This is a genomic window from Microcoleus sp. Pol8_D6 (genome assembly GCF_036700965.1).
Classification (GTDB): domain Bacteria; phylum Cyanobacteriota; class Cyanobacteriia; order Cyanobacteriales; family Microcoleaceae; genus Microcoleus.
On the sequence record NZ_JAUBPW010000017.1, the window covers coordinates 85087 to 98772 of the forward strand.

Genomic DNA, 13686 nt, shown 5'->3' on the forward strand with positions numbered 1-13686 from the left:
AAGTGATGGTGCTGGTTTTTTTCCGTGATAATACTGAAAATATTCGGTGAACCAAGCCCGTGTTACCAGTGATCGAAGTCACAACATTGAAACCAATGCAACGGTGCAACAATTACAACCCACCTTTCGCCCTTTGAGTGTGAGAGTTATATCAAATCTGCCCTTCATCGGAATTATCCATCTCTCTTCCCTTCCTCTGTATCCTCTGCGTGCTCTGTGGTTTAATCATTCCGATCTAACCGGAATTGATATCAAAGGGCCGGACGTGGGGTGTAATATGATGCCCTAACGATTGCTCATGATGACGATCCCTTCGTACCAGTAGTTTCAGGAGTTTTTATTATGGGTAATCGACCGGACATGATATAAGACACCAGAAAAATGATAATTGGGCACACTAAGTACCCAAGAGCAGGTATTATATCAGGTTCGGGTAATTACTTATAATACTTGAAGGCGGACGCTCGAACTTGAAGGCGGGCGCTCAAACTTGAAGGCGGGCGTGAAACCGCAGAGCGAGCTGCTCCCGGTGAGCACCTCTAACTCAAGTAATTGTTAACGGTCGGCGAGTACGAGGCCACCAATGAAAACAAGTCAGTCCGCGAATCAAGTCTTGTTGACCGAGCAATTGCTGACAACGATAGACCAACAGCTCTTCTAACTCGTCGAGATTTTGGGGTGAGCAATTAGCAACGACTTCATTAGTAAGTGGCCACAATCGTTCTGCTGGCTGCAATTCGGGAGAATGTGATGGTAGCTCGAACAAATCAATGCCTTCAGGAATCACTAGCTCTTGAGACTGATGCCATCCAGCGAAAGTCAACGACCAGCAGCACTCGCTTATCTGGACCCCATTGAAATTCTCTAGCAAAATCAGCTAACACCCGATTAAACAGTTGGGTATTGACAAACGGCAGCAACCACCAATAAGTTTCTCCCGACTCAGGGTGGACAAAACTATAAACCCACAGCCACTTGTATTGATGTTTGACCTCGGCAGTGGGTTGTTCCCCAACCTGCGTCCAGACTCGGCGCAATATTGGTAGCAGTCCCAAGCGATGTTCGTCCATTGCCCAAACTTCAATCTCTGCTTGAGGGTATTTAGCTTGTAAAAATCTCAACTCGAAATGAAGTTTTTTTTCCACTGTTGTTGTTGAGAGAGGTCAGTTTCCTGATGCTGGGGTCTGGGGACTTTCAAACGGTAGCCCATTTCCCGAAGATATTCCCATCCCCGATGGCGACTGATCCGCTCTCCTGTCCACTCACTTAACCAATCAGCGACTTTGCGACCATTCCATAAACCGCCATCGGGAGCAGGCCCCGATAGGACTTGCCACAGTTGCGCTCTTTGTAGGTCGTTGAGTTGAGGAGGTTGCCCACGATTGGACGAACGTCTATCGCTTAAGGCGCCAGCCCCCAATTGGTTGTAGCGTCGCAGCAGTTGGTAAATCCAAATCCGGCTGTAGCCTGTAACTTGAGATACCGCTAGTGGGGTGTGGCCCGAGGCGAGTAACCAGATGATCTGGTAGTGGCTCCGTTCGACTAACCCTGAACTTGTCCGGTAGCGAGTGTAGAGTTCCTCGACACTTAAGTGTGGTTCTAGTTGGACTTTTTTTGGCATAGGGGTTTTAGCGTCGCGGTGAATCGGCTCCCCTTAATTATAACTAATTATCCGAACTTGATATTAGGTCTCTCGAAGACAGGAAATCAGCTTTTCCGGGTTAACGTTTCTCTGCTTCGCCAATGAGGGTAAAAGCGGCCCAATCTACAGGATTAGGATGTTTGACTAATGTCACCAGCATGGCTTTCCGCAGCGCTTGGGCAATATCAGGCGTTAGTTGCATCTGCCGATAAAATTCCGCCATCAAGTCGGCTGTTGATTCATCAGATACTGACCATAGAGAAACTACAACACTCGGAACGCCTGCTGCAATAAACGAGCGTGATAAACCAATGATGCCATCACCTGTAATACGACCGCGACCCGTGTTGCAAGCACTCAAAACGACGAGTTCGGCATTCAACCTCAAATTGAAAATTTCGCTAGCAGTGAGTAAACCACTGTCCTCCTTGCTTGGGGCAAGTGCGATGACTCCAGGTACCCCCAATCCCTCCACGTCATCCAGAATGCCGTGAGTTGCTAAATGCACGATGCCCGATCGCTCTATTTGCTCTAAAACTGCTACTTTTGTCGCTTTGTCGCCTGTAAGCGGTTCAGTATTCAAAAGCTCAGCGATCGCGATCGCTTCGGCTTCAGAGTGTGGGAGTGATGACAGTTGTTGAGGAGGTTGGTTCGTCGCAAAGGCAACACTTGGCATGGTAGGATTCCCAACGACTAGCGCACCTTTTCCTGAAGCAAGCTGTTGCTGTTTCTTGGTTAAAGACAGCACTTGAATTGAAGGTGCTGTTAAAATAGTATGTTTTTCTATCAAGTAGTTTCCCGAACTATCTTGCAGCGCGGCAAAGGGAACTAAGAACAAAGATTCATGAGGAATAAAGGTAATTCGCGACGCTGGATCTTGAGGTAGAAGGTCAGCAATTGGTTCGATCAGTAGTTGATAAAGCTCTTGCAATGACGGGTTTAAAAATCGTTGCTCGACAATAGGCCGGGTTGGGGTGGGATTTGTAGCTGGTTGGGAGCGCTGCTTGTTTCGCAGGCAACTGGGGATGAAGCAACGACCTTCAGTAATCAAGGCTTTTAATGAAGTTTTTTCCTCAACCAAACCTTTCAAAGTGATGCGACGAAAGTCAAATTTTCCGGTCGGCTGCATTACCCAGATATAAAGTTCTGAATCTTGCAGCTTTCTTTGACCATCAGCTTCTCTAACTTCTTTGATAATCGAGTAAGAAACTAAAGTAGAATTTTGTTCTTTAGCAATTTGCTTAATTTCCTGGATGTTGAGGGGTTTTATTTGACTTTCCGATGACTTTAGGGTAGCCTGGGCTGACTGGGAAGAAAAACGGTTGGTCAATAATCTCACAAACGCTTGCGCCCGTCCCCGCTCTGTTATTTCTAGCGCTTTAGTATGCTGATTTTGATTAGCAAGCACTTCTTGCAATGTGCTATAAGTTGTTTCTTGGGTTTCAAAAATTGAAACTAAATTGAGGTCGTTATTGCCTACACTTGACCGCAGAGATTCCCAAATTTCAATGGCTGAAAATAAAGCTTTGATAGCTTCTGCTGGTTGCTTTGCTTTGTATAAAGCGTCACCTAAATTTGTGAGTGCGCGGCCTTGGGCGTGGCGATCGCTCAGTTCTCTGGCAATGACTAAACTTTGTTGGTGAGACTCAATCGCTTGACGATAATTTTTGACAGCATAGTAAGCAATTCCTAAATTCTCTAGAGCACGACCTTGAACGAAGCGATCGCCCAGTGCTGAGGCGATCGCTAAACTTTGCTTCTGATCATCAATTGCTTTGGCATAATCGGTTAGGGAATAGTGTACTAATCCCAAATTGCTCAAAGCAAGAGCTTCGCCTCGGCGATCGCGCTGCTGTTTAGCGATCGCTAAACTTTGCTCTTGATATTCAACTGCCTTTTTATACTCTTTTTGAGCATAGTAAAGTAATCCCAAATTTCTCAGAACACTCGCCTCTAAATCAGCCGATTGTAGGGAATGCGCTACTTCCAAACTTTGCTGGTAGTATTCGATTGCTTTTTTATAATTGCCGATCGCGCCGTAAGCAGCTCCCAAACCAATAAAAGCTTGTCCCTTTCCCAATAAATCGGCCCTGGATTCCGCTTGTGCTAAGCGCTCCTGGTGGTAAGAAATTGCTTTTTCATAATCTCCGATCGCGTAGTAAGTCGCGCCTAGATTGTTGAGGGCGTAGCCTTCCCTAGCGCGATCGCGCGAGATTCTCGCCAGCTCTAAATTCTGCTGGTAGCAGGCGATCGCTTTGCTGTAGTCTTTTGGCGCAGTCTGGAGAGGCAATCCAGGTTGCTGCCCCAGTAATTGTTCCTCAGTTAAGCATTGAGCGGAACTCGGTGTCAGACTTGCTAAGTTTTGCGGTTCGCGATTTTGATCGCCATTAAGCTGGCTCAATTGTTGAGCGGCAAGGGTATTAGGATTTCCTCGCTGTGTATTAGAGACTTGCACTGACACAGGTACAGTGGCTGCCGCAGTTGGTATTGCATCTGAGTTTGCAAGCGTTGGTACCAGTGGTGTGGTGATTGGGAGACGTAATGGTTCTGGCACGCCCCTTTCTGCAGGTAGCGTGGGAGTTAACCCAGGGGAAGGAAATTCTAATGGTTCTAGCACGCCCATTTCTGGCGGCAGCGTGGGAGTGAACCCAGGGGAAGGAGTATCAGGATTATCTGGTTGTGATACACCTAAGCCTAGAGGTGCGATCGCAGGGAATTGAATCCCAGGTGGTGCGAGTGCTGCGAGTGCTGGTGGTTCTGGCGGTAGTGTGGGAGCAGACCCACCACTCCCAAAGCCGATACCTCGCCAAAGGGGTGGCAGCGGACTGCCCAAAACAAGGGTAGGCTCTGTCACAGATATTAATCGACTGCCACTGGTATCAATGCTATTGGGGTCATTGCTGCTAGTAGCGAGGCGAATCGTACCCTCAAGGGCGAGAACAGTGCCGGGAGCGATCACGTTCCCAGCTTCTAAAGTTATGTTTCCATCTGGTAGGCCGATCTCAGCTACAGAGCTGAGGAAGCTATTTTTGGCATTAACAGTGCCACGAGAGCTGAGTAAACTGATGTTGCCCCCTCCAGAAAGGATAGAACCGGCTACAGTGATGTCTTCGTAGGAGCGGAGTAGAATATTACCGCCAACGCCTGCGCGGGTACGAGAATCTATTTTTTCTCCAATGGCATTAATGCTCCTTTCACCTTGAAGAAAAATTGAGCTACCGCCAGAAGAAATATTCCCTACAGCTAAACTGCCCGCCCTAACATTGATATCGCCACCTCTCCCCAAGGGAGATGTAGAATTTAAAGGAGCAATATTAAGCGTAATTCCCCCTGGTGCATCGTTGAGAAAATCAATTACGCTATCGGCGGAAATAATATCTCTGACACTAACATCGCTTCCTACAATCTCGATTACGCCACCTTTCCCCGTGCTGGAACTAGAATTTATTACCCCACTGACGTTGAGGTCGCCTGGGGGAAATAACTTGATCCAGCCACCTCCAGAAAAGACATTTCCAAGAGTTACAGGCGCTGCGCCGCTTACTTTGATCTCGCCTCCAACTCCACCGCTATAGCTGGAATTTAGGGTACTATTTCCTGCGTTAAAGCCGCCGCTTTCGTTCAACACATAAATGCGACCGCCACCGGAGGTTATATTAGCAGTCACAATGTCACCCCCAGCAGTTTTGAGTTCGATCGCGCCTCCCACTCCTCTGTTAGAACTCGAATCAAAATTCCTAGCGCTGATGCTGCTGTTGTTCCTGCTGAAACTATTGAGGCCGATATTGCCACCGTTTGAGACAATGTTTCCGACTGCAATGCTACCAAATGCCAAAAGCCCGACATCACCACCTGCACTGTCGCTGCCAGAGTTGAGATCGCCGACACCGATCGCACCTGCTTGACTGCTGAGGGTAATGTTGCCACCGCTAGAGACAATATTTCCCGTTGCTATATTGCCGTAAGCATTGAGAGAGATGTTACCCCCTCCGCTGCCACCAGTCGCGTTCAGAGTGCTGGCGCCGGTGTTGATCGCACCTCGATTGCTAAGCAAGCTGATCTCACCTGCCTGGATCCCGCCAGTGTCGATGTTGCCGGCACTGATGTTGCCTTCTCCATAAAGGGTGACTTTGCCTCCGTTTCCAAGGAAGCTAGAGGTTGTAATTCCACCGGCAGCGATCGCGTTTGTCCCATATAGGAAAATTGACCCACCGTTACCTACTATTGAGGAAGCGTTCAAGGTGCTGGCGCTCGTATTGATGCTTCCCCCCGCGCTGTAGAGGGTAATATTGCCGGAATTGCCCGTTAAACTTGAAGTATCCAGGTTTTCCGCTGCGATGTCCCCGGACGCTACCAGCGCGAGATCTCCGCCATTTGAAGTAATGGATGCTGCTTGAATGCTGTTTGCAGCGCCTAAAAAAACTGAACCCGCGATCGCGATATTGCCAACTTGAATGCTGGCAGGTGAAGAACTGGCCGGTGCTAGAGTGCTGTTTCCACCAGTGAGGGGAGTGGGTAGGTTGCCAGCCGTAAAAACCAACTGCGGTCGATCGCTAGATGCAGAAGTGATAGCGAGATCGCCGGCTGCGATCGCGCCTTCGGCTTGCACTCCCAGAGAAGCGCCTGCGTAATTACCAAAAGAGACGTTTCCGCCTGAGACGATCGTAGAACCGCCTGAGCTTGTTAAGTTGCCGGGGCTACCTTGAAGTGTGGCAATTGAGAAATCGCTGCCAGCTCTGAATAGGGCATCACCGGATACAGTACCGTTACTGGTAAGTGTGATGCGGCCGTCAGCGCTCAGTAAACTTTGGGAGTGATTGCGCGTCTGGATGTCTATTTGGCGATCGCCCTGCACGGTTAGGTTTCCACCCACATCAGTAACAAAAGAGTTAGCCACGCTGTCGCGAATGCGGACAGCTTCCCCCGCTTGCAATTTCAAGTCACCGGTTGTTTGTAGTTGCCTGTTTGTTAGGGTCAGGTTACGCGCCGCTGACACAGTAGCCGTTTGAGCAGACACTGCTAAATTTTGGTTGGCACCTGTTGCCTGAGTGTCGGCAATTGCCACATCGCCAGCTTCTACCCGCAAGTCTGAATTCGTTAGCTGTACGCTGCCGTCGCTGTTAACTGTAACGCCTGTAGCGTTGCTGCTACCCCCTGTCAGCAGTTGGGACAGGGTGAGGGGACTCAACGGCACAGAAGCAGAACCTAGATTAGAAGAGGGGGAAATTTCTAAACTCAGCAAATGCCCTGCTTGAGAAATGCGGACTAAGTTTTCTCCGGGCACTGATGCGATCGCAATTTGCCCGGAAGGTGCTGACAAAGTACCAGGGCTGAGAACTGTTCCGCCTATTAAAGCTAGCGTTTGCCCGTTAGGTACGCTCAGTTGACCAAAATTTGCGATCGCCCCTGGCTGAGCTGTACCAAAATTTAAAATGCTTGGCGTTCCTATCAGCATTGCGTATTCATTAACGCCAACTGCCTGAAACCAATTGTTGCCAAATCCGATTCCGGTTGCTGTCGTTGCCAAAAATGAACCAGGCACGTTCAGTTGAGCGTTGGAACCAAAAACAATCCCCGCCGGATTCATCAAAAATAAGTTAGAACTACCGCCTATTACTTGAATTAAACCGTTAATATAAGAAGCATCGCCACCCACAACTCGCCCTAAAATATTGCGAATATTTGGATCAGAAATAAAGTTAACAATTTGACCGTCTTTGAGTCCAAACTGCTGAAAGCTATGAAAGAGATTAGTGCCGTCTTTTGAGAGCTGTCCCCCGTTGATGTTAAACTGATTGCCGGAGGCATTAACAGCAGTCCCTGTGCCATCGGGAGACGGAGTAATTTGCTGTCCTGTAGCAGCAGGTGAGAATAGTAATAAACCTAAAGATACCGCCCAAGTATAAATCAAAAGTTGCTGTTGATATCTTTGAGTTATTCTTGTTGTAATCATTAGACTTATTCCTAAAATAAATGGTTTGCTGAGCGCGCTTAAATTATAATAAAATTTTTTCCTCAAGAAACATGAGTGGAGTTTAAGCTAAGCACGTTCAAAAGTACGATCGTAGCTCAACTGGCGAACGTTTACAGAACCTATGTGAGATATAAGCGGCTGCAAGCCCGATCAGCATCAGCCTAATAACAATAGTCGGGAGAGTTTTTAGTTACTAGTCTGAAACCCTTGATTTTTCCTTGGTAGTTCGATTGCCGAATCACCTTGAAAGCGATATTCTACGGTTGGTTATCAAAAACTGTCCAAAGTCTTGTAATAAAACAAAGATTAACCTTAACACTTGCATCAACTAGAGTTCTCTCAAAATTACTGACGAGGATTTTGCACGTCTATATCCAAGCATTTGCCCGTTCTCTTCCCCTACCTGGCCACAACCGGAAAAAACAAGGATTCGAGGATGATCCACTCTTCGTCTGTGAGGCTGCTAGAGTATGGCATAACTGCTGGATACGAATTTTGCAGTCACTTTACTTCAATACAGTAAAAAATGTCAAATGGGTTCTATAAAAGCGATCGCCCTTCCCACTCCCCCATCCCCTGAATCCCGTGAAGCGTAGCTATCCCGTAGGGAATCGCCCTTTGATCCAAAATCAAAATAAGTAGACAGACAAAAAATTAGTCCGCCTACTTAATCCCTAACTAGAAATCACTCCCACTCGATCGTTCCCGGCGGCTTAGAAGTAATATCGTAAACCACCCGGTTCACCCCCTTAACCTCATTCACAATCCGGTTCGAGATCAGTTCCAACAAATCGTAAGGAACCCGCGCCCAGTCAGCCGTCATCCCGTCTTCACTCTTAATAAATCGCAGAACGATCGGGTAAGCATAAGTGCGCTGATCGCCCATCACGCCTACACTGCGAATCGGCAGCAAAACTGCAAAAGCTTGCCAAAGTTCACCGTACAATCCGTGCCGGTTAATTTCTTGGCGAACAATGAAGTCAGCATCCCGCAAAATATTTAGTCTCTCTGCGGTAACTTCTCCTATAATCCGAATCGCCAATCCCGGGCCGGGGAAAGGTTGTCGGTTCACGATTTCTTCGGGAAGCCCGATCGACCGGCCGACTTTTCGCACCTCATCCTTAAACAGTTTTCGCAGCGGTTCAATCAGCTTAAATCGCAAATCTTTCGGCAAACCGCCGACGTTGTGGTGGCTTTTAATTTTAACAGCAACTCGCTCGCCACTTTTCGGGTCTGCATTAGTGTCAGCCGACTCAATCACATCAGGATAAAGAGTACCTTGGGCGAGGTAGTCGAAGGGGCCCAGACGCTTCGATTCTTCTTCAAATACGTTGATAAATTCGTGACCGATCCGCTTGCGTTTTACTTCAGGATCGGTAATCCCTTCAAGTTGAGCTAAAAAGCGTTCGCGAGCATTAACATATTCAACGTCAATGTGGAATTGCTCTTTAAATAATTTTACCAACCGTTCTGGTTCATACTTCCGCATAAACCCTTGGTCAATAAACATACAGGTAAGTTGGTCGCCGATCGCCTTGTGCAGCAAGAAAGCCAAAGTAGAAGAATCTACACCACCAGATAGAGCCAACAAAACTCGTTTATCTCCCACTTGCGCGCGAATTTCTCGAATCGATTCCTCCACAAAAGTAGCGGTCGTCCAAGTAGGTTCGCACTCGCAAATGTGGTAAACAAAATTGCGAATTAAAGCTATTCCCCCGATCGAGTGAACTACTTCTGGGTGAAACTGAACACCGTACAAATTTTTCTCGTGGTGAGCAACAGCAGCACACGGAGTATTGTCAGTGTGAGCGAGGATCTCAAAACCCGTCGGCAGTTGAGTACACGAGTCTCCGTGGCTCATCCACATCGTGCTGCCCTCTTCGACATTTGTCAGCAAATCCGTAGGATCGTCAATAAATAGCGATGCCTTGCCGTATTCCGCTAATTTCGAGCGCTCAACCGTGCCTCCGAGCTGCTTAACCATCAACTGCATCCCGTAGCACACTCCCAACACCGGTATTCCCAAATTCCAAATTTCTGGGTCGCAGTGGGGTGCTTTTTCATCGTATACAGAACTCGGGCCTCCTGAAAGAATAATTCCTTTAGGATTGATAGCTTTTAACTGTTCAGCCGTAGTGCGGTAAGAAATAACTTCTGAATATACTTGAGTTTCGCGAATTCGACGAGCAATCAGTTCGGAATATTGCGAACCGAAGTCGAGAATCACGATGATCTGGCGATCAATCTGCTGCATTAAAGAGTTTGTGAGAACGGATTCAGTTTCTATTTTAGTAGTCACGGTTATTGCGTAATTGCTAAGTGATAATTGGGCAGAAAGTAGCGGACGTATCTGTCGCGGTCTCAGTACAATTCTAAGGAAGGCGAGGAACCATTGGTCGCTAGGAATAAATCTTATTTATACTAGATTGCAGTCAGCGATGTTAGTCTATTAATCGGGTACAAGGCAAGCATAGATTTACTTCGCTCCTTACCCTAATTAATTGAATTCTTGCTTCAGAAATAACTTCCCGAAGCAACCTAGTATAATTAAGGTCTAGGGACAGAGAATTATTACTTGTTAAATATTCTCCCTGACCGATGTTTTAAACAGAATTCAGGGGTATTCACACTACATTAACAAATTTGGGTCAAAAATGTATCTCCTATTTCACTTTTAACAATAATTTTGCGATCGCGCCCGAACATCACCGAGCCCACGGGGATGTGCAAGTTAGTGTGAGTAAAAATGCAATCCGATGACCGCAAGTCTATTTGTCGGGCGATGTCGCCGTAAATTTGATCGACCCAATTGCTCGCAAACTCGGCGTCCAAAGCCCGCAGTTGCCCGAGAGCCTCTTCGGCTGTCGCTGCGGCAAAAATTGCGGAACACGCATCAGCAGGCATTCCAGCTTTAGCACAGTAAGCTGTGAGAATTTCCCTGCGCCCGTCAGCGAGGTGGTGGTGAGTGTGAAAAATTCCCGCCGCTAATTTCATCAGTTTCCCGTGATAGCCAAACAGTAAAATTGACTGCACGCCCTGATATCCTGCTTCTACCAGCAGCGGGCCGAGCCAGTTAGCGGTTTTGACTAGCCTCTCAGGATTAATCCCCAGTTGTCGCGCCAAATCCAAACCGTTTTCGCCGATGCAGAAAACCAAACAGTCAAACAGTTCGGCTTTTTGTTGCAGTTGTTCGCGATAAAGTTCCAACTGTCCAGGGGCACTCAGCGGTTGAGAAATGCCTGTTGTACCCAGCAGCGAAAGTCCTTCAACCACGCCGAAAGCTTCGTTAGAAGTGCGGGTGGCTAGTTGCCGCCCAGACGGCAGAATCAGGGTGACAGTAATTTTTTCGGACGGTGACAGTTCTAGGCTCAGATTCGATCGCAACAGCCGCATTGCGTAATCATAGATTGCCGCTCCTCCACCTGCTTTATGATGTCCAATTCCCTCCCCGCCAACAATCTGTATTTGTTCCTCCTCTCCTTCTCTCCGCAATTCCACCATTGCCCAAACGGGGGTATTGCGAGTCAGATCGAGATTGTCCCCCGGATCGGAGCGAGTCACACCTAAAGCGATACCAGTTTTAAGTACAGACGCCTGTTCGATCGGAATTTCTACCGTTATTGGCGGTTCCAGTAATTTTACTGATACGCTATCTAGAGAGTGAATACCCTCACGCAAGCACCGCAAAGCTGCAAGTGCGGCCGCACAGGCAAATACTGGCAGTGTATACCCGGATAAAGGTTGATTTTTGGTCACAATCTAATGCAGAAATCCGTAAATTTGCTGAGAATCGACATCACACCTTAGCAGTGATATCTCTCAAACGTTTAAGTTTAATTCTAGGGTTTGCTATTATCTGCAGTTAGCGTAATTTTTGTCAAGTAATAATTTTGTCCCAGCAGTTCCCGATCTCAGCCACAATTTTTCTGAGGTGCGGTAGCGGAACCCTCGTAGAGGCTCGCCAATAACCCACTCCGAAGCCTTACGGGCACCTGCGGGGGATTTCCATAAACAACCCGGAATCTCGATGATCGCGAGCGCTAGGACTGAACCAACAGATTCCAGGAATTAGGTACAAATAATCCTTCAGCAATACTCGGCAAGTCGATCGTCCTTCACTGTAGACATTTTTTAGGTGATTAAAATGCCCGCAGACAGATTACTCCTGCGGGCATTTTAGATTTTGGATTTTGGATTTTAGATTTTAAATTTTGACGATGCTGCACAGTTCCTTAAACAACTCCCGGATACACCGGGCAATTACTCGCTGGCGGGCGAGTTTAATCGGGGTGCCGCCTTTCTTGCGACGCTTGAGGTTTTCGGCTGGCGACATGAGTTCTGCATCCTTGCCCTGACCGTAAGTAAATGCCAACGGCGGATTATTCTTTGCCACTTCCAAGCGAGTGAAACACCATTGCCACAACGCTTTCCTGCAGAGCGCACTGCCTGACTGTTTGCCCTTCTTCTTTTGGCCGCTGTCCTCTCGAACGACGCCCATCCCGACTGCTCGCATAAACCGGCGCTCCGAAAGTTTGAGCTTAGACTCTTTCCCGGTCTGCCGATTCTTTCTGATTTTGACTTCCGGCTGTCCGGCTTGGAGGAAATCTTCGATCGGATAGATTGCTCCCAGCAAGTAGCCTTGGAGTTGGTAGCCAAATCCAAATTTTGTAAAAATCCGTCTGTACTCTTCAAATTGCGGATGGTCGATCAATTTTATTAACTGCTTTTTGAGTGTGAAAATTTCTTCCTCAATCTCGCAGTATTGCTTGGCTGCCCAGCGAGTTTGAGGTTCGATACCGGAGCCGATCGTTTCCTCCAAAATGCGATCGTATTTTTTTGAGTTTCGTTTGCCAGCCAGCCAGCCCCACAGCAGCGGCGCCAAGTCATCTTGCAATTTTGCCGATTTCACCAAAGCAATCTCCGGGCATTGCCACGCAAGCTCTTGTCTCATTCTGTTGATGATTGGGCTCTGTACTCGGTTGAGGTGCTCTAGTCGCAAACAAACGTTTTTAATGTGACTGACGAGGGGGTCGCGAATTTTGAGGTAGCTATCGGGCCCTTTGTCAAAGTACCAGCAGGCAATCGCAAAAGCATCAATGTCGTCAGTCTTTGCCCCGCTCTTGCCTTCTTTCCCCATCAATTCTGACCTGTAATTAGGTAGCTTGCTGTTGGAAATCATGCGTACCTCGCAGCCCCAGTCTGCAAGCTTGTTCATCCACAAGTGTGCGTAATTCATCCCGGTTGGTTCGCAGATAGCAATAATCTTGTCAGCTTTAAAACTTTCGATTTTTGCTCTTAATCTATTCAAATTTTCAATGTTCGAGTGAAACACTTCGATATCGGCGTCGAAGTAGTCATCACGGGGATTGCTGGGTTTTTCCAGCATAAAGCACGCGGCAATTGACGACCGAGAAACGTCAATGCCTACGATTAAATATTTCATCTAGTTTAGGGAGAGAAAGGGTTGAAAGGACAAGAGAGCCTACGAATCTCCCAAAAGCAAATTAATGCTTACTTCACTGATTAAGGCTCAGTTATTTTGTCCAGTTTGAAGTGCGGGCTGGCGCTTACGAAGGACGGATAGCAACTAAGCTAATTTCATTCTTAAAGCGCCACTTGTCTTGCGACTCATCCCGCGACTTCCCCTTATTAAGGGGAGTTTCGCTCGCAGAGTCCGTGCGAGTTCGTCAGGCGGTAGTCGTGATGGAATTGGTAGCAACTAAAGCGACGTAGGCGTAGATGTAGTCAATGTTTTGCGTCAAAATCGCTGTAAATTCATCCGTAGAATAAAGGGTTAAGAGGTGGTTGGCCGCATTGATGTATTTACTTAGGCAGCGGTCGGGGGGCTGCTTTCCTAATAATCCTCGCGATTTGGCTTCCCTAATCGTGAGGAAAACTTCCTGTGTTTCGGCGTCGCTAAAATCATCAAATTGCTCTCTGGCAAACTTAATTAAGTCGGTGATGTGGTGCTTGTTTTTGGTTGGCATGGTAAATTTGTAGATGCGAATAGAGGACAGTTAGCCAAGACAGTTCCTTAAACGGTCAAGATTGCAACTTGACCGTTTTTTTT

At 47.4% G+C, this 13686-nt stretch carries 5 protein-coding genes and 1 pseudogene; all 6 read right to left on the reverse strand.

The annotated features are described in order from the left end of the window. Window positions 1–544: 544 nt before the first annotated feature. Window positions 545–1621: pseudogene (locus QUA10_RS09860) on the reverse strand (IS630 family transposase). Between the two features lie 100 nt (window positions 1622–1721). Then, complete coding sequence (locus QUA10_RS09865) at window positions 1722–7595, reverse strand: CHAT domain-containing protein (RefSeq protein ID WP_333082691.1); 5874 nt, start codon at window positions 7593–7595, stop codon at window positions 1722–1724. Window positions 7596–8301: 706 nt separating this feature from the next. After that, the gene (gene guaA, locus QUA10_RS09870; protein WP_445243573.1) at window positions 8302–9915 is read right to left on the reverse strand and encodes a glutamine-hydrolyzing GMP synthase; all 1614 of its coding nucleotides are present in this window, start codon (window positions 9913–9915) and stop codon (window positions 8302–8304) included. Between the two features lie 335 nt (window positions 9916–10250). Beyond that, entirely contained in the window at window positions 10251–11372 is a 1122-nt protein-coding gene (gene cbiD, locus QUA10_RS09875; RefSeq protein ID WP_333082692.1) for a cobalt-precorrin-5B (C(1))-methyltransferase CbiD, read from the reverse strand. A 448-nt stretch (window positions 11373–11820) separates the two neighbouring features. Then, complete coding sequence (locus tag QUA10_RS09880) at window positions 11821–13059, reverse strand: IS110 family transposase (protein ID WP_333082693.1); 1239 nt, start codon at window positions 13057–13059, stop codon at window positions 11821–11823. Between the two features lie 244 nt (window positions 13060–13303). Continuing rightward, window positions 13304–13603, reverse strand: coding sequence for a hypothetical protein (locus QUA10_RS09885; protein ID WP_333082694.1), 300 nt, complete (start codon window positions 13601–13603; stop codon window positions 13304–13306). Between the last annotated feature and the right edge of the window lie 83 nt (window positions 13604–13686).

Bases quoted from the DNA above. Each gene is read 5' to 3' on its own strand.
- QUA10_RS09865 (WP_333082691.1), bottom strand. From the start codon at position 7,595: ATGATTACAACAAGAATAACTCAAAGATATCAACAGCAACTTTTGATT.
- QUA10_RS09880 (WP_333082693.1), bottom strand. From the start codon at position 13,059: ATGAAATATTTAATCGTAGGCATTGACGTTTCTCGGTCGTCAATTGCC.
- QUA10_RS09885 (WP_333082694.1), bottom strand. From the start codon at position 13,603: ATGCCAACCAAAAACAAGCACCACATCACCGACTTAATTAAGTTTGCC.